The sequence below is a fragment of the Actinomadura sp. K4S16 genome, from assembly GCF_008327685.1.
In the GTDB taxonomy this organism is placed as follows: Bacteria; Actinomycetota; Actinomycetes; order Streptosporangiales; family Streptosporangiaceae; genus Spirillospora.
This window is the reverse complement of sequence record NZ_BDDE01000027.1, coordinates 119,526-143,895: the sequence shown is the minus strand read 5'-3', so window position 1 is coordinate 143,895 and position 24,370 is coordinate 119,526. Positions and strand designations below refer to the sequence as shown.

23 protein-coding genes are annotated in these 24,370 nt (G+C 73.3%); 18 read left to right on the top strand and 5 right to left on the bottom strand.

Translation table 11 applies throughout. The annotated features are described in order from the left end of the window. Nucleotides 1-64: 64 nt before the first annotated feature. A complete protein-coding gene (locus K4S16_RS39310) occupies nucleotides 65-736 on the bottom strand; it encodes an AIM24 family protein (protein ID WP_149264174.1) in 672 nt (223 codons plus the stop codon). A 62-nt stretch (nucleotides 737-798) separates the two neighbouring features. Then, a complete protein-coding gene (locus K4S16_RS39305; protein WP_149264173.1) occupies nucleotides 799-1,707 on the bottom strand; it encodes a glutathione S-transferase family protein in 909 nt (302 codons plus the stop codon). Nucleotides 1,708-1,860: 153 nt separating this feature from the next. On the opposite strand from K4S16_RS39305, the gene K4S16_RS39300 reads away from it, so the two are divergent. Next, nucleotides 1,861-2,556 (top strand): DedA family protein, encoded by a 696-nt coding sequence (locus tag K4S16_RS39300; RefSeq protein ID WP_149264172.1) that lies wholly within the window; start codon nucleotides 1,861-1,863, stop codon nucleotides 2,554-2,556. Nucleotides 2,557-2,581: 25 nt separating this feature from the next. On the opposite strand, the gene K4S16_RS39295 is transcribed toward K4S16_RS39300, so the two are convergent. Then, nucleotides 2,582-3,646 (bottom strand): dihydrodipicolinate reductase, encoded by a 1,065-nt coding sequence (locus tag K4S16_RS39295; protein WP_149264171.1) that lies wholly within the window; start codon nucleotides 3,644-3,646, stop codon nucleotides 2,582-2,584. 245 nt (nucleotides 3,647-3,891) lie between these two features. Between K4S16_RS39295 and K4S16_RS39290 the strand changes: the two genes are divergently transcribed. Continuing rightward, a complete protein-coding gene (locus K4S16_RS39290; protein WP_149264170.1) occupies nucleotides 3,892-4,794 on the top strand; it encodes an SDR family oxidoreductase in 903 nt (300 codons plus the stop codon). 4 nt (nucleotides 4,795-4,798) lie between these two features. Next, nucleotides 4,799-5,596 carry an enoyl-CoA hydratase/isomerase family protein gene (locus tag K4S16_RS39285; RefSeq protein ID WP_149264169.1) on the top strand — a complete coding sequence of 266 codons (798 nt, stop codon included), beginning with the start codon at nucleotides 4,799-4,801 and terminating at the stop codon, nucleotides 5,594-5,596. Between the two features lie 91 nt (nucleotides 5,597-5,687). On the opposite strand, the gene K4S16_RS39280 is transcribed toward K4S16_RS39285, so the two are convergent. Continuing rightward, nucleotides 5,688-6,530 carry a sirohydrochlorin chelatase gene (locus K4S16_RS39280; RefSeq protein WP_149264168.1) on the bottom strand — a complete coding sequence of 281 codons (843 nt, stop codon included), beginning with the start codon at nucleotides 6,528-6,530 and terminating at the stop codon, nucleotides 5,688-5,690. A 351-nt stretch (nucleotides 6,531-6,881) separates the two neighbouring features. Here K4S16_RS39280 and K4S16_RS39275 point away from each other — a divergent pair, with 351 nt between their 5' ends. From K4S16_RS39275 to K4S16_RS39215, 14 genes are all read left to right on the top strand, one after another. After that, nucleotides 6,882-9,527: a nitrate- and nitrite sensing domain-containing protein gene (locus tag K4S16_RS39275; protein WP_149264167.1), complete on the top strand. Its 2,646-nt coding sequence runs from the start codon at nucleotides 6,882-6,884 to the stop codon at nucleotides 9,525-9,527. Continuing rightward, nucleotides 9,527-9,979 carry a roadblock/LC7 domain-containing protein gene (locus tag K4S16_RS39270; RefSeq protein ID WP_149264222.1) on the top strand — a complete coding sequence of 151 codons (453 nt, stop codon included), beginning with the start codon at nucleotides 9,527-9,529 and terminating at the stop codon, nucleotides 9,977-9,979. The genes K4S16_RS39275 and K4S16_RS39270 overlap by 1 nt, the downstream gene beginning before the upstream one ends. 3 nt (nucleotides 9,980-9,982) lie before the next feature. Next, entirely contained in the window at nucleotides 9,983-10,363 is a 381-nt protein-coding gene (locus tag K4S16_RS39265; RefSeq protein WP_149264166.1) for a DUF742 domain-containing protein, read from the top strand. Further along, nucleotides 10,344-10,994 (top strand): ATP/GTP-binding protein, encoded by a 651-nt coding sequence (locus tag K4S16_RS39260; protein WP_149264165.1) that lies wholly within the window; start codon nucleotides 10,344-10,346, stop codon nucleotides 10,992-10,994. The genes K4S16_RS39265 and K4S16_RS39260 overlap by 20 nt, the downstream gene beginning before the upstream one ends. A 105-nt stretch (nucleotides 10,995-11,099) precedes the next feature. After that, on the top strand, nucleotides 11,100-13,736 hold the full coding sequence (locus K4S16_RS39255) for a nitrate- and nitrite sensing domain-containing protein (protein ID WP_149264221.1): 2,637 nt from the start codon (nucleotides 11,100-11,102) through the stop codon (nucleotides 13,734-13,736). Continuing rightward, nucleotides 13,733-14,179 (top strand): roadblock/LC7 domain-containing protein, encoded by a 447-nt coding sequence (locus tag K4S16_RS45315; RefSeq protein WP_200842376.1) that lies wholly within the window; start codon nucleotides 13,733-13,735, stop codon nucleotides 14,177-14,179. The genes K4S16_RS39255 and K4S16_RS45315 overlap by 4 nt, the downstream gene beginning before the upstream one ends. Before the next feature lies 1 nt (nucleotide 14,180). Beyond that, nucleotides 14,181-14,573 (top strand): DUF742 domain-containing protein, encoded by a 393-nt coding sequence (locus K4S16_RS45310; RefSeq protein ID WP_200842375.1) that lies wholly within the window; start codon nucleotides 14,181-14,183, stop codon nucleotides 14,571-14,573. Beyond that, nucleotides 14,554-15,162, top strand: coding sequence for an ATP/GTP-binding protein (locus K4S16_RS39245; protein ID WP_149264163.1), 609 nt, complete (start codon nucleotides 14,554-14,556; stop codon nucleotides 15,160-15,162). Before K4S16_RS45310 ends, K4S16_RS39245 begins: the two co-directional genes overlap by 20 nt. 207 nt (nucleotides 15,163-15,369) lie before the next feature. Beyond that, nucleotides 15,370-16,557, top strand: a complete 1,188-nt coding sequence (locus K4S16_RS39240; protein ID WP_200842374.1) for an ROK family transcriptional regulator — start codon at nucleotides 15,370-15,372, stop codon at nucleotides 16,555-16,557. A 28-nt stretch (nucleotides 16,558-16,585) separates the two neighbouring features. Then, nucleotides 16,586-18,109 carry a sugar ABC transporter ATP-binding protein gene (locus tag K4S16_RS39235; protein WP_149264162.1) on the top strand — a complete coding sequence of 508 codons (1,524 nt, stop codon included), beginning with the start codon at nucleotides 16,586-16,588 and terminating at the stop codon, nucleotides 18,107-18,109. Then, a complete protein-coding gene (locus tag K4S16_RS39230) occupies nucleotides 18,106-19,185 on the top strand; it encodes an ABC transporter permease (protein WP_235037376.1) in 1,080 nt (359 codons plus the stop codon). Before K4S16_RS39235 ends, K4S16_RS39230 begins: the two co-directional genes overlap by 4 nt. 142 nt (nucleotides 19,186-19,327) lie before the next feature. Continuing rightward, on the top strand, nucleotides 19,328-20,392 hold the full coding sequence (locus K4S16_RS39225) for an ABC transporter substrate-binding protein (protein ID WP_149264161.1): 1,065 nt from the start codon (nucleotides 19,328-19,330) through the stop codon (nucleotides 20,390-20,392). A 96-nt stretch (nucleotides 20,393-20,488) separates the two neighbouring features. Then, nucleotides 20,489-21,628 carry a Gfo/Idh/MocA family protein gene (locus K4S16_RS39220; RefSeq protein ID WP_149264160.1) on the top strand — a complete coding sequence of 380 codons (1,140 nt, stop codon included), beginning with the start codon at nucleotides 20,489-20,491 and terminating at the stop codon, nucleotides 21,626-21,628. Beyond that, nucleotides 21,628-22,626 carry a sugar phosphate isomerase/epimerase gene (locus K4S16_RS39215; RefSeq protein WP_149264159.1) on the top strand — a complete coding sequence of 333 codons (999 nt, stop codon included), beginning with the start codon at nucleotides 21,628-21,630 and terminating at the stop codon, nucleotides 22,624-22,626. The genes K4S16_RS39220 and K4S16_RS39215 overlap by 1 nt, the downstream gene beginning before the upstream one ends. 199 nt (nucleotides 22,627-22,825) lie before the next feature. On the opposite strand, the gene K4S16_RS39210 is transcribed toward K4S16_RS39215, so the two are convergent. Continuing rightward, the gene (locus K4S16_RS39210; RefSeq protein ID WP_149264158.1) at nucleotides 22,826-23,677 is read right to left on the bottom strand and encodes an LLM class F420-dependent oxidoreductase; all 852 of its coding nucleotides are present in this window, start codon (nucleotides 23,675-23,677) and stop codon (nucleotides 22,826-22,828) included. 65 nt (nucleotides 23,678-23,742) lie between these two features. Between K4S16_RS39210 and K4S16_RS39205 the strand changes: the two genes are divergently transcribed. Then, nucleotides 23,743-24,228: a MarR family winged helix-turn-helix transcriptional regulator gene (locus tag K4S16_RS39205; protein ID WP_160161175.1), complete on the top strand. Its 486-nt coding sequence runs from the start codon at nucleotides 23,743-23,745 to the stop codon at nucleotides 24,226-24,228. Nucleotides 24,229-24,370 lie beyond the last annotated feature (142 nt).

Here is a 24,370-nt window from a genome sequence, read left to right as displayed (position 1 = left end):
TGGCCGAACCCGCCGAAGGCAGGGCCGTGCCTTCGGCAAGATCTACCAGGCGATCTTCGTGGGGTCAGTGAGTGTGCGGTGCGACCGTGGGGCCTTCGGAAGCCTGGATGAGGACGAAGCCCTGGCCCTGGTAGGCGAGCTGCATCGCCTCGCCGCTGCCGCGGCCGATGAGGGCGCCGGCCTTGAAGGTGCGGTTCACACCGACCTGGAGGCTGGTGCTCCACGCGACGGCGGACTGGCCGTCGGCGAACGTGGGGGCGCGGCCGCAGTCGAGCATCACGGGCGTCCCGTGCGTGGTCAGCGCCACCCAGCCGGTGCCCTGGAGGGTGGTGTTGAACAGGCCGCCCGCGGCGATGCCGGCGCCCTGGACGCGCTGGATGTCGGACTGCAGGTGCGAGTCGTAGGCGAGGATGTTCTTGCCGTTGACGGTGATCCCCTCGTTCTCCAGGTAGAACAGGTGGATGTCGTCGGCGTCGTTGGCGACGAACAGCAGTCCCTGGCCCTTGACGCGCATGAGGGGGACGCCCTCGCCGGTCAGGGCCTTCTTCATGAACTTGCCGATGCCGCCCGCGCCCTCGTAGTCGAACTCCATCTGGCCCTGGAAGGCGACCATGGACCCCTGCCGGGCGAGGACGTCGCCGTTCAGGTGGATCCGGAGCATCTTGGAGTTCTGGAGGGCGAAGTGGCCGGGGAGTTGCTGGCCCTGCTCGAGGTTGCCGAAGAACTGGCTGCGCATGGTCGGGTCGTGCCTCTCGTGCGGATTACAGGAGGTGCGCCAGCATAACGAGGCAGAGGCCGTCAACGTCCCCGGTCGTGCGGGGACGTCCAGTCCACGAGCGGACCCTTGGCGACGACGCCGGACGGGTTGATGTTGCGCTGCGTCACGTAGTAGTGCCGCTTGATGTGGTCGAAGTTAGTGGTCTCGCCGAACGCCGGGATCGAGTACAGGTCGCGGGCGTAGCCCCAGAGGTTGCCGTAGTCGGCGAGGCGCCGCAGGTTGCACTTGAAGTGGCCGTGGTAGACGGCGTCGAAGCGGGCGAGCGTCGGGTAGAGCCGGACGTCGGCCTCGGTGATCTCGTCTCCGAAGAGGTAGCGGCGGGTGCCCAGGCGCTCCTCCAGCCGGTCCAGGGTGTCGAAGAGGGCGTCGAAGGCCTCCTCGTAGGCGCCCTGCGAGGTGGCGAAGCCGGCCTTGTAAACGCCGTTGTTCACGGTGTGGTAGACGAGGTCGTTCAGCTCGTCGATCTCGGGGCGCAGCGCCTCGGGGTACAGGTCGGGCGCGCCGGGGCGGTGGTGGGCGGTGAACTCGGTCTCGAACATCGTGGTGATGTTCGGGAAGTCGTTGGTGACGAGGCGCTCGCTCTCGGTGTCCCAGATGCAGGGCACGGTGTAGCGGCCCTGGAACGCGGGGTCCGTGGACAGGTACAGCTCCGAAAGGAAGACGGCGCCGGTCACGGGGTCGCGGTCGGGGAACCGCCAGCCCTTCTCGTCCCGGATGGGGTCGACGACCCCGACGCCGATGACGTCCTCCAGGCCCAGCAGGCGCCGCACGATGAGCGTCCGGTGGGCCCACGGGCAGGCGTAGGAGACGAAGAGCCGGTACCTGCCGGGCTCGGCGGGCAGACCGCTCGACCCGTCCGCGGTGATCCGCTCGGTGAACCGGTTCGCCTGCCGGACGAAACGGCCTCCCTCGACCTCCTGCACGCTCATGCCCGTCTCCCTCTCAAGTAGGTGAGGACGACCCGGAGACCGACCCCTGCGGGCGATCCGGGTCCGGGAACCCCGCGGCTACCATAACCGTCGGTATCCAGTGTGAAACGGCCGCGAGGCCGGCCCGGCGGATCGACGAGGTGGCGGGGGTCCATGCTCGAGCAATTCAACGCCCTGGTGGACGGCCTGCCGCCCGCGATGATCTACCTGATCATCGCGGCGCTGGTGTTCGCCGAGGCAGCGCTGTTCGTCGGGTTCGTGTTCCCCGGCGAGACGGCGATCGTGGTCGGCGGCGTCCTCGCCAGCCAGCACGTCCTGTCGCTGCCGCTGCTGTTGGTCATCGCGGTCTTCGCCGCCGTGACGGGCGACTCGGTCGGCTACGAGATCGGCCGCAAGTACGGGCCGCGGCTGCTGGACGTCAAGATGATGCGAAGACACCGCGCGAAGGTCGCGGCCGCGCAGGACCTGATCCGCCGGCGCGGCGCGTTCGCGGTGTTCATCGGACGGTTCACGGCGCTGCTGCGGGCGCTCATGCCGGCCCTCGCGGGCAGTTCGCGGCTGCCGTATCCGAAGTTCCTGCTCTTCAACGTCATCGGCGGCGTCGTCTGGGTCGTGACGTTCACGCTCGGCGGCTTCTTCGCGGGCACGGCGTTCGAGCACGCGGCCAAGCTCGCGGGGCGGGGCCTGGCGATCGGGCTGGCGGCCGCGGCCGTCGTCGCGCTGGTGGTCTGGAGCGTCCGCAAGCACCGCCGGGAGGCGCGCGAGGAGGCCGAGGCGCAGGCCGCCGAGGAGGCCGCCGAGGACGAGGAAGAGGAAGCGGACGAGTCGGCGTCGACGCTGCCGTCCTGACCGGCCGTCCCGATGCCGGGAGCGCTCAGAGGTGCATCTGGCCGGTGATCATCGGCAGGTCGAGGTAGGTGCGGATGCCGGGGTCGGCGGCGCAGACGGCCGGGACGGAGTTCAGCGCGTGCGCGGACGCCGCGGAGACCGCGTCGGAGACCCACTCCTCGCCGGCCGACAGCGTGAGCGAGGGCCGGCCGTCCACGCGCAGCGAGTACCCGGGCCGGCCCCACTCGTCGGGCATCCGCGCGGCGTCGGCCTTGTGCACGACCTCGACGGTGATGACGGGGCGGCCGGCGGCGATGCCGCTGAACGTCCAGCGGGCGGCGGCGACCGTGCCGCGCGGGATCGGCCCGGCGGCGGTGGAGAGGTCGGCGCCGGCCAGCCGGTGGTCGACGTCAACGTCGATCTCGTCCAGCTCGACGCCGAGCCCGGCGGCGATCAGGTGCAGGCTCTCGGAGAACAGCATGCGCATCGCGGCGCGGGTGGGCCGCAGCGCGCGCAGGTACGCCTCCTCGTCCTTGCCGAACCCGAGCACGCGGTGGACCATCCGCCAGGAGGGGTGCCGGGCGAAGTCGGTGCACTCGCGGGCGTAGACGTGGGTGATCCGGCGGGACAGCCGCGACAGCACCAGCGGCATCACGTCGGCCATGAAGCCGTGGCTGACGCCGCTGCCGTGCACCGACACCCCGCCGCGCTTGCAGGCCTGCTCCAGCTCGTTCACGAAGAACGGGCCGTGCGCCTGCGGGTAGACCAGCCCGCTGAGGGAGATCAGGTTCTTGCCGGACGCCAGCAGCGCGCAGATCGTCTCCAGTTCGGCGAACCGGTCGCGCGCGGGGCTCGGGGCGTAGACGACGCAGTCGGCCTTCAGGTCGAGGATCTCGCCGAGGTCGCCGGTCGCGGTGACGCCGACCGGGTCGCGGCCCGCCAGCGTCCCGGCGTCGGCGCCCACCTTGGCCGGGGTGTGCACCCACACGCCGGCGAGCTCCATGTCGTCGCGGTCGAGGACCCCCCGGATCGCGCTGCGGCCGAGCGCGCCCGTCGCCCACTGGACCACGCGGTGGCGGCGGCCGGACGGGGACGCGTCGGCGAGGCTCATCGAGACGGGACCTCCGTTGCTCCTGGCGGCGTCGACGAGTGAGGAGACTACGCGGCAGGCACGGGAGAATTGCGGCGATCTCCGCAACTTCCTCCCTCGTCCCACCCTACGCGGGACTGATCCGGCGCACGGCCGGGAAGGAACCCCGGGGGTCGCGGCCGAGCGCGATTCGGTTCAGTGGTACCACTGGTAACCCCCCGATGATTACCTGGGGGCGTAGTCGGTGCGATGTGAGGAGACACGAGATGTCGGAACTGCGCTACGACGGCCGCGTGGCGGTCGTGACCGGGGCTGGCCACGGCCTCGGCCGCCAGCACGCGCTGGAGCTCGCCGCGCGCGGCGCCAAGGTCGTCGTCAACGACCTCGGCGGTGACCGGACCGGTACCGGCGCCTCCGCCGGCCCCGCCCAGGAGGTCGTGGACGAGATCAAGAAGAACGGCGGCGAGGCCGTCGCGAACCCCGACAACGTCGCCACCCCCGAGGGCGCCCAGGCGATCGTCAAGACCGCGCTGGACGCGTTCGGCAAGGTCGACATCGTGGTCAACAACGCGGGCATCCTGCGCGACAAGTCGTTCAAGAACATGTCGGTCGAGGAGTTCGACGCGGTCATCGCCGTCCACCTGCGCGGCTCGTTCCTGGTCTCCAGCGCCGCCTGGCCGCACCTGCGCGAGCAGGGCTACGGCCGGATCGTGAACACCTCGTCGCCCGCGGGCCTGTTCGGCAACTTCGGCCAGGCCAACTACAGCACGGCCAAGATGGGCCTCGTCGGGTTCACCAAGACCCTCGCCCAGGAGGGCGCGAAGTACAACATCAAGGCCAACGCGATCGCCCCGGTGGCCTGGACCCGCATGACCGAGGACCTGCTGCCCGCCGACTTCGCCGACAAGCTCGGCGTCGAGCAGGTGACGCCGCTCGTCGCCTACCTCGTCCACGACTCGGTCGAGGACTCCGGCCAGGTCTACACGGTCGGCGGCGGCCGGATCGCGAAGATCTTCGTGGCGGAGGGCCCCGGCTACGGGCAGAATGCGACGCTGTCGGTCGAGGACGTCCGGGACAACTGGGCGGCCATCAGCGCCAACGAGCCGCTGACCGTGTTCGGGAACGTGGGCGAGCAGATGGGCCCGCTGATCCAGCAGCTCACGTCCTGAGCCGTTGGCCGGGATCGAGCTCGACCGGCGGGACGGGGTGCTCACGATCACCCTGTCCCGCCCGGAGCGCCTGAACGCGGTCGACGGCGCGCTGACCGAGGAGATGCTGGACGTCCTCCACGGGCTGGCGCGCGACCCCTCCACCCGCGTGGTCGTGCTCACCGGCGCGGGCCGCGGGTTCTGCTCGGGGATGGACATCCAGGGCGGCGACCCGGGCGAGCCGGCCGGGGAGGGGCGCGTCCAGCGGCTCTACCGGGGCATCGCCCGCGGCGGCGAGGTCACCGCGCGGCTGCGGGAGATCCCGCAGCCGGTGATCGCGGCGCTGCACGGCCCCGTCGCGGGCATGGGCGTGTCCTGGGCGCTGGCCTGCGACCTGCGGGTCGCCGACCCGACGACCCGCTTCGTCGTCCCGTTCGTCGACCTCGGGCTGTCGGCCGGCGACTGCGGCCTGTCCTGGCTGCTGCCGCGCCTCGTGGGCCCGGCGAAGGCCGCCGAGATCACCTACCGGGCGCAGCGCCTGGACGCGGCCCGCGCCGACGCCCTCGGCCTCATCACCGAGATCGCCCCCGAGGGCGGGGACCTGGCGGCCGCCCAGGCCCTCGCCGACGAGCTGCTCACCAGGTCCCCCTACGGCCTGAGCCGCACGAAGGAACTGCTCAACGCGTCCCTGGACGTCCCGGGCCTGCGCCGGCAGCTCATGGCGGAGACGGCCGTCCAGACCCTCGCCTTCTTCAGCGAGGACCTCGCCGAAGGCATGACGGCCACCCTGGAGAAACGCCGCCCCGAGTTCAAGAACCGCTGAGAATCCCCGCGTCGACTTGCGGCGTGTTGCCCTTACCGCCGCCGCCATAAGGGCAACATGCCGCAGGTCGACGCACCCGGTGGCGACGGCGCTAGTCGGCGAGGGCGGTGGAGAGGGCTTCGACGTAGCGGAGTGCGGCCAGGCGGGCCAGGGCCGGGTGCGCGCCGAGGGGCGCGGAGTGGGCGGAGCCCACGGAGGCGGCGGCGGCCGGGACCAGCGCGGCCTCCGGCTCGGGCCCGATCAGGTGCGGGGCGACGGCGATGGACGCGGCGCCGGCCGCGCGCAGCTGCTCGTAGGCGGCCTTCACCGACGCCTCGTCGTTCAGCGAGGCTGTGAAGACGGGGGCCGCGAGCCGGGAGGCGAGGAGCACGCCGGTGACCTCGGCCTGCCGGACGGCGGCCGCGTCGCCCGGGGTGGCGACGATCACACCGGACGCGGCCGTCACCATCGTCATGAGCCTGATGCGGTCGGCGCGGGCGAGCCCCGCGTCGGCGAGCCGGTCGTGCAGCGCCTCGGCGATGAGCGGGTGCGGGCCGAGCGGCTCGGCGGCGACGGTGCGCACGGGCGCGGCCGCCACGGCGGCGCGCACGGCGGCGTCCAGCGCCGGGTCGGGACCGGTGGACAGCGGTACGACCACGGCCGCGAGCTCGTCGTCCCGCTGCCGGAGTCCGGCGAGCACGGCGTGCAGGCTCGCCTCGTCGCCCTCCAGGTGCCCGACATGGGCCGGCTGCCCGGTGTGCTCGATCTCGACGAGCCGGGCGAGCTCGGCGCCGATGTCGGTGCCGGCCCGCCTGGCGGGTCCGGGGACGGCGAGGACGAGCGTGGGGGATCCGGGGGGCAGCAGGAAGGACTCGTCGCCGCGGTGCCGGCCGCCGCGGGGTGTGCGGCGCCGTCGCGACGGCAATGCCTCGGATGCCTGGCTTTCGGGACTCACGGCGGGCATCGTAACGCCCTCCGGCCCGGGAGCCGTCCTCCCGGCCCGGCCGTCGTCGTTGCCTGTAGGAATCGTGGGTCTCCTTCCCGGACCGGCCGCGGTGCGGGCGGTGGATGAAGAAGCAGAGTATGGCGCAATCTTGCGGAGCAACAGGGGGAAATGAAGCAAATTGTCCGGATTTGCCGCTATCCTCTTCCCGCGAGGCTCGCCAAGATCGTCTTGCCTCCGCGCATTGCCGCAGGTAGCAATGAATGGCAGCAAATGCGGCCGAATGCCGTCAAGGGGTTGCGGGGGCGTCGCGGGCGGCCTTTATGATCCAGGGACCCTCCGTGCCGGAACGTTCGAGGTCACATGAAATCCCCCCGTAGGCGGTCGATCCGCTCGAAGGTCACCGCGCTGCTGCTCGTGCCGCTGCTCTCACTCGTCGCGCTCTGGGGATACGCCGCGATCGTCACCGGCCGCGACGCGCTCGCCCAGCGCCGGTACCACACGCTCGACCGCAAGTTCGCGCCGAGCGGCCAGGGCGTCCTGGTCGAGCTGGGCAAGGAGCGCCTGGCCTCGGCCGTGTTCCTCAGCACCCCGCGCTCCGCCGCGGGCGCCACCCCCGCCGCCCTGGTGTCGCAGCGCTCGCGCGTCGACGCGGCCGTCGAGCACTTCCGCCGCGAGGCCACCTCCGCCGCCGCGCGCAGCGCCACCAACGCCCAGATGGAGTCCCGCGTCGACGACGTCCTGCGGGCGCTCGGCGGGCTCGGCGGGCTGCGCGCCGCGGTCGACGCCCGGTCCGTCGACCGGTTGGCCGCGGTCAACGGCTACGGCACGATGGTCGACGACATGCACCGGCTCTACGACAGCCTCGTGGTCATCGACGACTCCGGGCTCTACAACTGGACGCTCTCCACCCGGCACGCCGGTCGCGCCATGGAGCTGCTCCAGCGCGAGAACGCGCTGGTCGCGGGCGCCTTCATCACCCGGGGCCGGATGACCGCCGCCGAGCACCGGCTGTTCGTGGAAATGGTCGGCGAGCAGCGCTGGCAATGGTCCAAGCAGCGCTCGATGCTCGACCCCGCGGTCTACCGGACCGGCACCGCGCAGGTCTTCGCGTCCCCGCAGTACCAGGCGTTCAAGGCGATGGAGGACCGGATCGCCGACGCCGACCCGCGCAGGCCGCTGCCCGTCCAGGCCGCCGAGTGGCAGCGGACCGCGCAGCCGCTCGTGCTGTCGGTCAACGCGATGGTGCTCGGCAACTCCAAGCGCGCCGGGGAGCACGCCGACGACCTCGGCCGCGAGGCCTACCTCAGGCTCGCCGCCGTCGGCGGCCTCGGCCTGCTGGCGATCCTGCTCTCGGTGCTGCTGTCGCTGCGGTTCGCGCGCGGGTTCGTCCGCGAGCTGGTCGGGCTGCGCGGGTCCGCCGAGGAGCTCGCCGAGCAGCGGCTGCCCGGCATCGTCCGGCGGCTCAGCCGCAACGAGAGCGTCGACGTCGCCGCGGAGGCCCCGCCGCTGAGCGCCGGGCGCACCGCCGAGGTCGCCCGGCTCGCCGAGGCCTTCGCCAAGGTGCAGCGGACCGCCGTCGACGCCGCCGTGGGCCAGGCCGAGCTGCGCGCCGGCGTCAGCCGCATCTTCCTCAACATCGCCCGCCGCAACCAGTCGCTCCTGCACCGCCAGCTGACGCTGCTGGACGGCCTGGAGAGCCGCGCCGAGGCCGACGACCTGGAAGACCTGTTCCGCATCGACCACCTCACCACCCGCATGCGGCGGCACGCCGAGAGCCTCATCATCCTGTCCGGCGCCACGCCGGGGCGCGGGTGGCGGCGGCCGGTGCGCTTCGCCGACGTGCTGCGCGCGGCCGTCTCGGAGATCGAGGACTACACACGCGCGACCGTGCTGACCGACGCCGAGGACGGCCTGGTCGGCGCGGCCGTCACCGACGTCGTGCACCTGCTGGCCGAGCTGATCGAGAACGCGGCGTCGTTCTCCCCGCCCAACACCGAGGTGCGGGTGATGGCCGAGCGGGTCGGCACCGGGTTCGCGGTCGAGATCGAGGACCGCGGCCTCGGCGTGAAGCCCGAACTGCTCGCCGAGGCCAACCGGCGGCTGGCCGAGCCGCCCGAGTACGACCTGGTCGACACCGACCAGCTCGGGCTGTTCGTCGTCGCGCGGCTGGCCGCCCGCCACGACGTCTCCGTGACCCTGCAGCGCTCCCCGTACGGCGGCGTCACCGCGATCGTCCTGTTCCCGCACGAGCTCGTGGTGCCGGCCGAGCAGATGGCCGCCGGGATGCTGCCGCCCGGGGAGGGGCCCGACGAGGACGCCGCGGCCGAGACCGCCGGCGGCGGTGCGCAGGGGTGGGCGCCGGCGCTCCTGCCCGCGCCCGTCCCCGACGCGGTCGTCCCGCTGCACGACTCCGCGGCCTCCGGGGAGTTCACCGCGCTCCCCGTGGAGGAGCCGCACCTGCGCCGCCGGCGGAACGCTCCAGGGCAGGCGGAGGGCGCCGGCGGCCCGCTGGAGCCGCCGCCCGCGCTGCCCGAGCTCACCGCGCCCCCCGGACCCGCCGCGCACCCGGCGCCCGCCGCGCCCACCACGCCCACCACGCCCGCCACACCGTGGGGCGTCCCGGACCGGCCGGCGCCCACCCCGCCGCCGCGTCCCGCCCCGAACCCCTGGTCGGACGACGCGGTGCCGCCGCCGGACGAGCGGCCCGCCGACCCCGGAGCTCCGGTGGCCGGCGAGGACGCCGCCTACCCCGCGGACGGCGCCGCGGACGAGGCCGCCGAGGACTGGGAGCCCGCGGGCACCTACGCCGGGCTGCCCCGCCGCGTCCGGCAGAAGAACCTGGCCCCGCAACTGCGCAAGAGGCCCCCGTCGCCGCCAGGGGCCGGCGAAGTCACGACCGGGGCCGTCGCACGCTCGCCCGAGGAGGCACGCTCGCTGATGGCATCGATACAGCAGGGATGGCGGCGCGGACGCGCGTCCGACATGGGGGATGAGGGGACCCGATGATGCACAACACCGTGACCGGTGAGCTGAACTGGCTGCTCAACGACTTCGCCCAGCGGGTCACGACGGTGCGGCAGGCGGTGATCCTTTCGCGCGACGGGCTGGCCGTGGCCGCCTCCAACGAGCTCGCCCGGGAGGACGCCGAGCACCTGTCGGCGCTGGCGTCCGGCGTGCAGAGCCTCGCGCGCGGCGCCGGCCGGCACTTCGCGGGCGGCAACGTCCGGCAGACCATCATCGAGATGGACGCGCTGCTGCTGTTCGTGACGGCCGCGGGCGACGGCACGTGCCTCGCGGTGCTGGCCGAGGCGGACGCCGACGCCGGACTCGTCGCCTACGAGATGGCGGTGCTGGTCAAGCGGGTCGGCCAGCACCTGCAGGCGAGCCCGAGATTCGGGGCGGAGCAGGGCGGCCAGGGCTTCGGAGGCGCCGGGGGGTCCGCGCCGCGGGGCTTCTGACCGATGACCCCGCCGGGAGAGCGCTGGCTGGACCGCGAGGCCGGTCCGCTCGTGCGCCCCTACGCGCTGACCCGCGGACGGACCCGTCCCGAGGGCGCGGGCTTCGCGCTGATCGCGGTGGTCGCGGCCACCGGCGTCCCGCCGGGCGACCGGCTGCGCTACAGCCCCGACCACGCGCGGGTGCTGCGCGGCTGCGCGCGGCCGGTCGCGGTCGTCGACCTCGCGGCCGACCTCGGCCTGCCCCTCGGCGTCGTGCGGGTGCTGCTCGGCGACCTGCGGGACGAGGGCCTGGTCGCGGTGGTCGACGAGGCGCACCCGGCCGCGGGCCGCCGGCCCCCGTCCGGCGTGCTGAGGGAGGTGCTCAATGGACTCCGCGCGCTTTGAGGGCGCGGCCGCCGGGCCGGGCTCGGCGGCCGGGCGGCTCGTCACCACCAAGATCCTCATCGCGGGCGGTTTCGGCGCGGGCAAGACCACCATGGTCGGCTCGGTCAGCGAGATCCGCCCGCTGCACACCGAGGAGCCGCTGACCGACCGCGGCGCCGGGGTGGACGACGTGTCCGGCGTCGCCGCGAAGTCGACCACGACCGTCGCCATGGACTTCGGCCGCATCACGCTGTCGGACCAGCTGCTGCTCTACCTGTTCGGCACGCCCGGCCAGGAGCGGTTCTGGTTCATGTGGGACGAGCTGGCGACCGGCGCGATCGGCGCCGTCGTGCTCGCCGACACGCGCCGGCTGACCGGCTGCTTCCCGGCGATCGACTACTTCGAGCGCCGCGGCCTGCCGTTCGTGGTGGCCGTGAACTGCTTCGACGGCGAGCGCACGCACCGGCCGCGCGACATCGCCATCGCGCTCGACCTGGACCCCGGCGTCCCGGTGGTGCTGTGCGACGCGCGCCGCCGAGAGTCGTCCAAGGAGGTGCTCATCGCGCTGATGGAGCACGTCCTGACCTGGCCCGACGAGCGGGAGGAGGCGCCCGGCGGCCCGATGGCCGATCATCGAGAACCCGCGACGTAGTAGGCTCCCGCACACCCCCGTACTCCACGCATCGGGAGGTTTCCCCCGCATGTTCCGCCCCCCAATGCCGATCGCGACACACGTGAGCAGGGTCCGCCAGCCGTGATGGGCCCCCGCTTCTCCTCCATCCGGGCGAGGATCAGCCTGCTGGTGCTGGTGCCTCTGCTGGCGCTCGCCTCGCTGTGGGCGTTCCTCACCGGCTTCACCTACGGCGACGCGCACCAGCTGCTGCAGAGCCGCCAGTTCCAGGAGAAGACCGTGCTGCCCACGCAGCGCCTCATCGACGCGCTGCAGAAGGAGCGGCGGCTGTCGATGGCCGAGCTCGGCGGCGCCCGGGCCGAGCCCGGCGTGATGCGGACGCAGCGGCAGAGCACCGATGAGGCGGGCGAGGAGGTCCGGGCGGGCGCCCGCGACCAGGGGCTGCGGGGCTCGATCCAGCCCCAGGTCGTCGACCGGCTGGACACGCTCGTGGACCGGATCGGCACGCTGCGCTCCGTCCGCCGCGGCGTGGACCAGCGTGTCGCCGACCGCGCGCAGGTGCTGCGGGAGTACAGCGACATCATCGACGCGGGCTTCGCCATCTACAACGCGACCACGCCGGGCGACGGGTCCATCACCGCGCACGCCCGCACGCTCACCTCGTTCGGCCGTGCCCGCGAGTTCATGTCGCGCGAGGACGCCCTGCTGACCGGCGCCCTGGCGGCCGGGCGCATCACCGCCGCCGAGCGCGGCCAGTTCGCGCAGCTCGTCGGCGCCCAGCGGCTGCTGTACGCCGACAACGCGCCCAACCTGCACCACGACTACGAACGCTACGAGCGGCTCGCCGCGTCGGCGCCGTTCGTCCAGCTGCGGACGCTGGAGGACCGGGTCATCCGCGGTGCCGAGCCGCCCCGCGCCGCCGTGCGCAAGACCCGTGAGGCGAGCGCTCGGCCCGCCGAGGGCGCCCGCACCGGGCAGCCCGCCGCCCGCGCCCCGCACACGCCGGTCATCGAGCCCGCCATCTGGCGGTCCCTCGCCGACACCGTCAACGGGCAGCTGTTCCAGCTGGAGAACCGGGTCCTCGACGACGTCACCGCCCACGCGCAGCACATCGCGATCGGCGCCTTCACGCGGCTGGCCCTCGCCGGCGGCGCCGGCCTGCTCGCGATCGTGCTGACCGCGCTGATCGCGATCCGGGTGTCCCGGCGGCTGCTGCAGGAGTGCCGCACCCTCGCCTCCGGCGTCATGGACTTCACGCGCAAGCGGCTGCCGCTGCTGGCCGAGCAGGTCCGCGCCGGCAGCCCCGTCGAACCCGAGCCCGACCCCGAGGTCGACTACCGCATCACCGAGATCCGGCAGATCGCCGAGTCCTTCGACCGCGCCCGCGAGGCCGTGCTCGTCGCCGCCGAGGGCGAGGTCGCGGCCCGGCGCGGCATCAGCGAGGTGTTCGTCAACCTCGCCCGCCGCAACCAGGCGCTGCTGCACCGGCAGCTCAGCCTGCTCGACACCATGGAGCGCCGCACCGAGGACCCGTCGGAGCTGTCGGACCTGTTCCGCCTCGACCACCTCGCGACGCGCATGCGCCGGCACGCCGAGGGCCTGGTCATCCTGGCCGGCAAGACCGCCGGGCGCGGCTGGCGCCGTCCCGTCCCGCTGGTGGACGTGGTGCGCGGCGCCGTCGCCGAGGTCGAGGACTACCCGCGCGTCCGGGTGCAGCCGCTGCCGCGCGTCGCGCTGCTCGGCTCCGCCGTCGCCGACGTCATCCACCTGCTCGCCGAGGTGGTGGAGAACGCCACCACGTTCTCGCCGCCGCAGTCGCCGGTGCGGGTCAGCGGCCACGCGGTCGCCAGCGGGTTCGCGATCGAGGTCGAGGACCGCGGGCTCGGGATGACCGAGGAGGCGCTGCGCAGGGCCAACGAGCGGCTCGCGCACCCGCCCGAGTTCGACCCGTCCGACAGCGCGCAGCTCGGGCTGTTCGTCGTCGCCCGGCTGGCCGAGCGGCACGACATCACCGTCACCCTGCGCCCGTCCCCGTACGGGGGGACGACGGCGATCGCGCTGATCCCGAGCTCGCTCATCGTGGAGAGCTCGGAGCCGGAGCCGTCCGCGGTGCGCCGTTCCACCGGGCCGATGCAGGCGCTGCCGAACCCGGCCGCCGCGCTCCCCGCCGCCGCCCGCCCCGCGTCCGAGCCCGGGCGCGGCGAGTCCGGCGGGTTCGTCCGGCTGGTCGCCGAGGCCGAGCCCCTTCCGCCCGCGCCGCTCCCGCCCGCGCCGCCCCGTCCCGTCGAAGAGCCCGAGCCCGCGGCCCCTCCGCGAGCCGAGACGCCGCCCGCGCCTGCGCAGGCCGAGGCGCCGCCGGAGCCTGCCCAGCCCCTGCGCGAGGGCGAACTGCCCAAGCGCAGGCGGCAGACGCACCTGGCGCCCCAGCTCAAGGAGCGGGTGGACGCGCACCTCGCCGCGCAGGGGCAGGCCCCGCCGCCCGCTCCGGAGCCGGCCGCGCCCCCGGCGCCCCCGGACCCGGCGCCGGCCGGGATGCCGCTCGCCGCGCCCGTCCCCATGGACGTCCCCGCGGACGGGGCCGGGCGCGACCCGGCCGGGACCGTTCCCACGGGAGAGGAACCGGACGACGGCGCAGCCCGCTCGCCCGAGACGATGCGATCGATGATGTCCGCGATGCAGCGCGGCTGGCAGCGCGGCCGGCAGGACGCGGCCGACGCGGAGGCCGCGGGCGACGAACGTGACCAGGAGGACGACGCCACATGACACAGCCCCAGCACTCCGGCGCGGAGGTCCCGGGCGGAGCCGGAGGTGAGCTCAACTGGCTGCTGGACAGTCTCGTCCAGCGGGTCGCCCCGGTGCAGAATGCGGTGGTGCTGTCCAGCGACGGCCTCCGGATCGCTGCCTCCAGCGGGCTGGCGCGAGAGGAGTCCGACCACCTGGCCGCCGTGGCCGCCAGCTTCCAGAGCCTGGCGCGCGGGGCCGGGGAGTCGTTCGGCGGCGGGCCCGTCCGGCAGACGATCGTGGAGATGGAGTCGTCGTTCCTGTTCGTCACCGCCGCCGGCAGGGGCGCCTGCCTCGCCGTCCTCGCCGACGCCGAGGCCGACCTCGGGATCATCGCCTACGAGATGGCGATGCTGGTCACCCGGGTCGGCCAGCACCTGTCGGCGAACCCGCGGGTCGCCGCGGCCGACTCCGGCGGCGCGTGAGATGGGCGGCACGGCCTGGTACGACGACGCGGCGGGCCCCGTCGTCCGCCCGTACGCGCTGACCCGAGGCCGGACGCACTACGACGGCGTCGAGTTCGACCTGGTCGCACTGATCGTCGCGGCCGACCCGCCGGAGCCCGCGGACGACCACGCACTTCCGGCGGCCCCATGGGCACCGGAGCCGGAACATGACATGATCCTGGAGCTTTGCCGCACCCCGTTGTCGGTCGCCGAGATAGCGTCGGATCTGGAACTTCCCCTCGGGGTCGTCCGTGTCCTGCTCGGCGACCTGCTCGACCACTCGCTGATTCAGGTCCGGCGCCCCGCGCCGGTGGCGCAGTTCCCCAGCGAGCGCGTACTCAAGGAAGTGATCGATGGAATCCGTGCGCTCTGACGCGGTCGCCCAGCAGGGCGACTCGGCGCTGACGGTCAAGATCCTCGTGGCCGGCGGCTTCGGCGTCGGCAAGACCACCCTGGTCAGCGCGGTCAGCGAGATCCGCCCGCTGCGGACCGAGGAGGCGCTGACCGAGAAGAGCATCGGGATCGACGACACCACGGCCGTCGCGTCCAAGACCACGACCACCGTGGCGATGGACTTCGGGCGCATCACCCTGCCCAACGGCCTGGTGCTGTTCGTGTTCGGTACCCCCGGCCAGGACCGGTTCTGGTTCATGTGGGACGAACTGGCCAAGGGCGCGCTCGGGGCGGTCGTCCTCGTCGACACCCGCCGCCTCGCCGACTGCTTCGCCTCGGTCGACTACTTCGAACGCCGCGGCGTCCCGTTCATCATCGGGGTCAACCGCTTCGACGGGGCCGGCCAGCACTCGGCCGACCAGGTCCGCGACGCCCTCGACCTGTCCCCGGAGATCCCCGTGATCTCCTGCGACGTCCGCGACCGCGAGGACGCCAAGCGCGTCCTCATCACTCTGGTCGAACACATCATGCGAACGATGAGCTCAGGCCGCCAGACGGTGTCCTACTAGCCAGACGCAGAGGGCCACGGCCCCGCTCGGTGCGCGCATGCGTACCGGGCGGGGTCGTTGCTTGTGTGCGGCTTTGTCCTCTGAGTGGGGAAAGTTTGGATGATCTAGTGAAAAGGTCTTCTCAAAGCGGCGAAAGCGGGTTACGGTCTCGGCCATGAGACCGGCGTCACACGGCGCCGGGCCCGTGATTCCCGAGAGGACGGCGTGATGCGCATGTCGGCTCGTCCGCAGAACGTGCATCAGGCACGCCTGCTGCGGCTGCTGCGTGACGAGGGGCCGCGCTCGCGCGCCGAGCTGGGCGACGTGGTCCGGCTGTCGCGGTCGAAGCTCGCCGTCGAGCTGGACCGGCTCGTCGAGCTGGGCCTCGTGGAGGGGGCCGGGCTGGCCGCGTCGCGCGGCGGGCGGCGGTCCGGGATCGTCCGGCTGTCGCCGAGCCTGCGGTTCGTCGCCTTCGACATCGGCGCGACCTCGATCGACGTCGCGGTGACCGACGGCGAGCTGGAGGTCCTCGGCCACGTGAGCGAGCGGTGCGACGTCCGGCAGGGCGCGACCGTCGTGCTGGACCGGGCCCTGGACCTGCTCGGCAAGCTGCGCGACGAGGGGCTGATCCCGCAGGTGCACGGGACGGGCATCGGGGTGCCCGGGCCGGTCAGCTTCCGGGACGGCATGCCGGTCGTCCCGCCGATCATGCCGGGCTGGGACCGGTTCCCGGTGCGGGACGCGATCGGCCAGGAGCTCGGCTGCCCGGTGCTCGTCGACAACGACGTGAACCTCATGGCGCTGGGCGAGCTGCACGCCGGGCTCGCCCGGTCGGTGGACGACTTCCTGCTCGTGAAGATCGGCACCGGGATCGGCTGCGGCATCGTGGTCGACGGCGCCATCTACCGCGGCGTGTCCGGCAGCGCGGGCGACATCGGCCACATCCGGGTCGACGACGACGGCCCGATCTGCGCCTGCGGAAACGCCGGGTGCCTGGAGGCGTTCTTCGGCGGCGCGGCGCTCGCGCGGGACGCGGAGGCGGCGGCGCGGTCCGGGCGCTCGCCCGCGCTCGCGGCGCTGCTGGAGGCCCACGGGGCGCTGGCCGCCGAGCACGTCGGCGAGGCGGCCGCCGCCGGCGACCCGGCCGCCGTGCAGATCATCCGGGAGGGCGGCCGGCACGTCGGCCAGGTCCTCGCCGGGCTCGTCAGCTTCTTCAACCCCGGCCTCGTCATCATCGCGGGCGGCGTCGCGGGCCTCGGCCACGCGCTGCTCGCCGAGATCCGCAGCGTCGTGTACCGGCGGTCCGCGCCGCTCGCGACCGGCAACCTGCCGATCGTGCTGTCCGAACTCGCCGGCGCCGCCGGAGTGGTCGGCGGCGCCCGGCTCATCAGCGACCACGTCTTCTCCGCGTCCTGACCCCCTGCCCGGCCCCCGAGGAGGCCCGATGGGCTCGACCGAACCCGAACCGCTGCTGCGGATGCGCGGCATCGTCAAGCAGTTCCCCGGCGTCCGCGCCCTGGACGGCGTCGACCTCGACGTCCGCCCCGGCGAGGTGCACTGCCTGCTCGGCCAGAACGGCGCCGGCAAGTCCACGCTCATCAAGGTGCTCGCCGGTGCGCACCAGCCCGACCAGGGCGAGATCGTGTTCGGCGGGGCGCCGGTGCGGCTCGCCGGACCCACCGCCGCCATGCGGGCCGGGATCGCCACCATCTACCAGGAGCTGGACCTCGTGGACGGCCTCTCGGTCGCCGAGAACATCTTCCTCGGGCACGAGAAGGCCCGGCTGGGCTTCACGCGCCGGGGCGAGGCCGAGGGGGCGGCGCGGGAGCTGCTCGGCCGGCTCGGGCACGGGGAGATCCCGCCGCGCCGCGAGGTCGGCCGGCTGCCGGCGGCGGGCAAGCAGGTCGTCAGCATGGCCCGCGCCCTGTCGCACGACGCCCGGCTCATCGTGATGGACGAGCCGTCCGCCGCGCTCGCCCACGACGAGGTCGCCAACCTGTTCCGCATCATCCGGGAGCTGACCGCCGCCGGCGTCGCCGTCGTCTACATCTCGCACCGGCTGGAGGAGATCCGCGAGATCGGCGACCGGGTGACCGTGCTCAAGGACGGCCGGTCCGTCGCGGGCGGGCTGCCCGCGCGGACCACCTCCACCGACGAGATCGTGTCGCTGATGACCGGGCGCGACGTGGAGTACGTGTTCCCGGAGCGGCCCGAGCCCGAGGACGGCCGCCCCGAGGTGCTGCGGGTCGAGGGCCTCACGCTCCCCGGGGCGTTCGAGGACGTGTCGCTCACCGTCCGCGCGGGCGAGATCGTCGGGCTGGCCGGACTCGTCGGGTCCGGGCGCTCGGAGATCCTGGAGACGGTCTACGGGGCCCGGCGCCCCGCGCGGGGACGGGTGCTCGTGGACGGCCGCCCGGTCCGTCCCGGCGACACGGGCGCGGCGGTGCGGCGCGGCATGGGCATGGCGCCCGAGGAGCGCAAGAGCCAGGCGCTGCTGCTGAACGAGACCGTCGCCGCGAACGTCACCGTCGCCTCGCTGCCGCGCTACGCCTCGTTCGGCTGGCTCATCCGCCGCCGCGAGCTCGCCGACGTGCGGCGCCAGATCGAGGCGCTCGACATCCGGCCGCCCGACCCGCGCCGCCCGGTGGTGACGCTGTCGGGCGGCAACCAGCAGAAGGTCGTGCTGGCCCGCTGGCTGCTCGGCACGACCGGCCTGCGGCTGCTGATCCTCGACGAGCCCACCCGCGGCGTGGACGTCGGCGCCCGCGCCGAGCTGTACGCGGTGATCCGCGAGCTGGCCGGGCGGGGGATCGGGGTCCTGCTGGTGTCCGGCGAGGTGCCCGAGGTGCTCGGGCTCGCCGACCGCGTCCTCGTCGTCCGGGAGGGGCGCGTCGTGCACACCGGCGACGCCCGCGACCTCGACGAGGGCGCCGTGCTCAACATGATCATGGAGGGGAGTGCCCTGTGACGGACACCTTTCACTCCGGAGGGTCGGCCCCCCGGACCGAGAAGGACGCTGGCGGGCACGGCGGGGCACCGACCCGGCCGGCCGGCAAGAGCGGGAGCGGCGGGCCGTGGCGGCCGTTGCGCCGGGGCGGCGCCGCGGAGGGCCGCGAGATCCACCACCTCGGGCTCGTCGCCGCGCTCGTGCTGCTGTGCGCGGTCGGCGTGGCGACCAAGCCGGACAACTTCGCGACGTCGGGGAACGCCGTCGGCATCCTCGCGCTCGCCGCCACCATCGGCGTGATCACCGTCGGCCAGACCTTCGTGATCATCGGCGGCGGGATCGACCTGTCCGTCGGGTCGGTGATGGCGCTGGCGTCGGTGTGGGCGACGACCGTGGCGACGCAGTCCTACGGCCCGGCGGTGATGGCGCTGTGCGCGATCCTCGTCGGGACCGGCGCGGGCGTCGCCAGCGGGCTGCTGATCTCCTACGGGCGGCTGGTCCCGTTCATCGCCACCCTCGCGATGCTCGTCGCGGCGCGCGGGCTCGCGCAGCGCATGTCGGACCGCAGGACCCAGCTCGTCCGGCCGGAGAACGACGCGATCGAGGCGCTGTCCACCACCAAGGTGCTCGGGCTGCCGCTCGTCGTGTACATCTTCGCCGCGGTCGCCGCCGCCGGATGGCTGCTGCTCAACCGCACCACGTTCGGCCGCCGGACGTTCGCGGTGGGCGGCAACCCCGAGGCGGCGCGCCTGGCCGGCATCGACGTCCGCCGGCACACCCTGCTGCTGTACGCGCTGTCCGGGTTCTGCTGCGGCATCGCCGCGATCATCATCATGGCGCGGACCACCACCGGCTCCAGCACCCACGGAGACCTCTACGAGCTGGACGCGATCGCCGCCGTCATCATCGGCGGCACGCTGCTCACCGGCGGGCGCGGCACCGTCATCGGGTCGATCCTCGGCGTGCTGGTGTTCACGCTCATCACCAACCTGTTCATCCTGAACGGCCTGGACACCAGCGACCAGCTGATCGCCAAGGGCGCGATCATCGTGATCGCCGTGCTGCTGCAGCGCCGCGGCCTCCGCTCGCCCACCTGACCCGCACGCCCACCCGGCCCTTTCGCCCGCGGCCGTCCGGCACCGTCCGGCGGCGACCGACACCCCACCCCCCACGTCCGGCGCCGCGCGTCCCGGGGAACGCGCGGCGCGGGACGACCCATCCCTTGATCAGGAGCACGTCATGCGTGATCAGAGCCCTCGTCCCACCCGCAGAGGCGTCCTGTTCGGCGGCGCCGTCGTCGCGGCGGGCAGCCTCGCCGCGGCCTGCACCAGCAACAACGAGAAGGACGACCCGAGCCCGGCGGCGCAGGCCGGGTCGCTCGGCGGCGACAACGACAAGCCGGGCAAGCAGGTCACCATCGGGTTCTCCGCGCCCGCCGCGGACCACGGCTGGATCGCGGCGATCGCCAAGAACGCCGAGGGCCAGGCCAAGAAGTACAAGGACGTGACGTTCAAGCCGGTCGAGCCGACCAACGACATCAACCAGCAGATCTCCGCCGTCGAGTCGCTGATCCGGGCGAAGGTCGACGTGCTCGTCATCCTGCCGAACGACGGGGAGCAGCTGAACCAGGTCGCCCGCAAGGCGATGGACGCCGGGATCCCCGTCGTCAACCTCGACCGCGTCTTCCCCGACAAGCTGTCGTACCGGACGTGGGTCGGCGGCGACAACTACGGCATGGGCGTCTCCGCGGGCCACTACATCGGCAAGAAGCTGAAGGACAAGGGCGTCGCCAGCCCCGTGATCCTGGAGATCCAGGGCATCGCGACGCTGCCGCTGACGCAGGAGCGCAGCAAGGGCTTCGCGGACGCGCTGAAGTCCTACGGCTTCTCCGTCACCGCCAAGCAGGACGCGAAGTTCACGGTGGAGTCCGGCAACCAGGTCGCGAGCAACCTGCTCCAGGCGCACAAGAAGATCGACGCGCTGTGGAACCACGACGACGACCAGGGCGTCGGCGTGCTCGCCGCGATCAAGCAGTCCGGCCGCAAGGAGTTCTTCATGGTCGGCGGCGCGGGCTCGGCCAACGCGATGCGCGACATCAAGTCGGGCGGCGGCGTGCTGGAGGCGACCGTCACCTACCCGCCGACGATGGCCGCGTCCGCGATCAAGCTCGGCCGGCTCATCGCGCAGGGCAAGGGCATGGCCGACCTGGTCGAGCTCCAGGTGCCCCAGTCGATCACGCTGGCCTCCGAGACGGTCGCCAAGAACAACGTCGACACGTACATGCCGCTCGGCTTCGAGTCCTGAGCGACGGGGGCGCCGGCGCGTCCGCCCGCGGGCGGGCGCGCCGGCCCGGGGGTCCGGGGCCCGCTCCCGGAAGACGACACAGAGAGGTGAGCTGACATGACGACCGTCGGAGTCGGGATGGTCGGGCACGCGTTCATGGGACGCGCCCACTCCCAGGCGTGGCGCAGCGTCGGGCCGTTCTTCGGGCCGCCGCTGACGCCCGTCATGACCGCCCTGGCAGGACGTTCCGCCGAGCGCGCCCGCGCCGCCGCCGAGGCGCTCGGCTGGGCCTCGGTGGAGACCGACTGGAAGGAGCTGCTCCGCCGCGACGACGTCCAGCTCGTCGACATCTGCACGCCGGGCGACAGCCACGCCGAGATCGCGGTCGCCGCGCTCGACGCGGGCAAGCACGTACTGTGCGAGAAGCCGCTCGCGAACTCCGTCGCCGAGGCGGAGGCGATGGCCGCCGCCGCGGAGCGGGCGCGCGGGCGCGGCGTCCGGTCGATGGTCGGGTTCAACTACCGGCGCGTCCCGGCCGTCACCCTCGCCCGCAGGCTGGTGGGCGAGGGGCGGATCGGCGCCGTCCGGCACGTCCGGGCCCAGTACCTGCAGGACTGGCTGGCCGACCCGCAGGCCCCGTTCACCTGGCGGATGGACCGCGACAGGGCCGGGACGGGCGCGCTCGGCGACATCGGCGCGCACATCATCGACACCGCGCAGTTCGTCACCGGGCAGTCGCTCGTCGGGGTGTCGGCGGTGATGGACACGTTCGTCCCGGAGCGCCCGCTGCCGGGCGGCGGCACGGCGCAGGTCACCGTGGACGACGCGGCCCTGTTCGTCGGCCGCACCGACGGCGGCGCGCTCGCGTCGTTCGAGGCCACCCGGTTCGCCACCGGCCGCAAGAACGCGCTGCGGATCGAGGTCAGCGGCTCCTCCGGCGCCCTGGCGTTCGACCTGGAGTCGCTGAACGAGCTGTGGTTCTACGACCGCGAGGAGGACGGCGCGACCGCCGGCTTCCGGCGGATCGTCGTCACCGAGCCCGTCCACCCGTACGTCGACCGGTGGTGGCCGCCCGGTCACATGCTCGGCTACGAGCACACGTTCACCCATCAGGCCGCCGACCTGCTCACCGCGATCGCGGAGGGCGTCGACCCGCGCCCGTCGTTCGCCGACGGGCTGCAGGTGCAGCGCGTCCTCGCCGCGGTCGCCGCCAGCGCGGCCTCCCGATGCTGGGCCGAAGTCGAAGGGAGCGAATGATGACACGACCGGTCACGCTGTTCACCGGCCAGTGGGCTGACCTGCCGTTCGAGGAGGTCTGCCGGCTGGCGTCCGGCTGGGGCTACGAGGGCCTGGAGATCGCCTGCTGGGGCGACCACTTCGAGGTCGACAAGGCCCTCGCGGACGACGACTACGTCCCGCGCAAGCTGGAGACGCTCGCCAAGCACGACCTCAAGGTGTGGGCGATCTCCAACCACCTCGTCGGGCAGGCCGTCTGCGACAACCCCGACGAGCGGCACAAGGCGATCCTGCCGGAGCGGATCTGGGGCGACGGGGAGCCCGAGGGCGTCCGGCGGCGCGCCGCGGACGAGATCAAGGACACCGCGCGGGCCGCCGCGCGGCTCGGCGTCGACACGGTGATCGGGTTCACCGGCTCCTCGATCTGGCACACGGTCGCGATGTTCCCGCCCACCCCCGAGGCGATGGTCGAGCGCGGCTACGCCGACTTCGCCGAGCGCTGGAACCCGATCCTGGACGTGTTCGACGAGGTGGGCGTCCGGTTCGCGCACGAGGTGCACCCGAGCGAGATCGCCTACGACTACTGGACGACCGTCCGGACGCTGGAGGCGATCGGGCACCGCCCCGCGTTCGGGCTGAACTTCGACCCGTCGCACTTCGTGTGGCAGGAGCTCGACCCGGTCGGCTTCCTGTTCGACTTCCGCGACCGGATCTACCACGTCGACTGCAAGGACACGAAGGTCCGCACGGGCGACGGCCGCCGCGGCCGCCTGTCGTCCCACCTGCCGTGGGCGGACCTGCGGCGCGGCTGGGACTTCATCTCCACCGGCCGCGGCGACGTCCCGTGGGAGGACGTCTTCCGCGCCCTCAATGCGATCGGCTACGCCGGGCCGATCTCCGTCGAGTGGGAGGACGCCGGGATGGACCGCCTCCAAGGCGCCCCTGAGGCCCTGGAGTTCGTCCGCGGCCTCAACTCCATGGAGATCCCGACGGCGTCGTTCGACTCGGCGTTCACATAGCATTTTTCTCCTCCTTCGGGCGCAGGGCGCCCTCCATCGTCGAAAAACGCGGGCGATCGCTGGCATCGCTCCGTCTCGCCTGGCGGCTCGCTGCGCGATCAGATTCTCGCTTCGCTCGAATCTGCCTTCGGACGCGATCGCAAGTGTTGAGGTGGTCGCGTGGTTACGGTGATGGTTGCCCCCTGAGGCCGGCCCGGTGTCAGGGGGCGGGGCGGGCGCCGAGCTTCCGCGGGGCGTGGTCGGTGACGAACCGCTCCAACTCGGACGCCGGGACGCCCATGGGCGGGACGATGATGAGCCGGTCCACTCCCAGCTCGCCATACTCCCGGACGAACCCGGCGTCCGGGGGACGGGGCGGGCTGATCGAGACGTGCAGGGGATCGCGGCCCGCGTCGTCGGTGAGGGCCCGCAGCCGTCCGATCGTCTCCGCGGCGGCGCGGCGCCCGAGCATCCACCCGTACCAGCCGTCCGCGTGCCGGGCGGCCCGGCGCAGCGCGGCGGGGCTGTGGCCGCCCGCCACGACGGGGATCGGCCGCTGCGCGGGGCGCGGGTGGGCGTCCACGCCCCCGAAGTCGACATGGCGGCCGTGGAAGGTCGGCTCGTCGTCGTACCAGAGGGAGCGCATCGCCGCGAGGTGCTCGTCGGTGCGGGCGCCGCGCCCTTCGGGGGAGACGCCGACCGCGCGCATCTCCGGCTCCAGGTACCCGGCGGCCATGCCGAAGACGAGCCTGCCCCCGCTGAGCACGTCGAGGCTGGCGAGCTGCTTGGCGAGGACGAGCGGGTTGCGCTGCGGCAGGACGACGACCCCGGTGCCGAGCGCGATCCGCTCCGTGCGTCCCGCCAGGTGGGCGAGGGCGACCAGCGGGTCCAGGAACGGCGCGTCCGGCTCCGCGGGGGACGGCTCGACGCGCGGGCGCGGCAGCACGACGTGGTCGCCGGCCCATACCGAGTCGTATCCGAGGTCCTCGGCCAGGGCGGCGATGCGGGCGGCGACCTGCGGCTCCGCGCAGGCGTACATGTTGACGGCGAAGAGTCCGAGAGTAGGTGCCATCCGTAGATAATCGAACTTTTCTATGATCGAGTCAACCGATGATCGAACGGATATACCCTGCTGCCATGGCGGAGGGTTCCATGCGCGACGGGCTGCCGGAGGGGCTCGCGTCCCTGGCCGGCTTCCAGCTGTCCAAGTGCGGATGGTGGCTGGAGCAGCGGCTGGAGGAGGAACTGGAGCCGCTCGGGATCCGGGTGCGGCACTTCCTGGTGCTGGCGATGCTCAGCACGTCCGAGACGCTGTCGCAGCAGGAGATGGCCGACTGCCTGCTGCTCGACCCCACGCTGATGGTCGGGCTCGTGGACGACCTGGAGGCGCGCGGCCTCTGCGAACGCACCCGGGACCCGCGCGACCGCCGGCGGTACCGCGTCCGCGCCACCGAGGACGGCCGCGCCCTGCACCGCCGCGCGCGTACCCTCGCCGACGAGGTGGGCGCCGAGGTCTTCGGCCCGCTCTCGGACGACGAGCTGAGCACCGTGGTCCGAGCGATCGGCCGCGTCATGGAACCCTTCTGGGCCGAGCAAGCGCTCCACCCCCGCCGCAAGCGCTGAGGGCCAGGACGGCGTACCGTGACGGCAGCATCCATCGCCGCAACCACGCAACAACCTCAATGGTTGCGATCGCGTCCGAAGGCAGATTCGAGCGAAGCGAGAATCTGATCGCGCAGCGAGCCGCCAGGCGAGACGGAGCGAT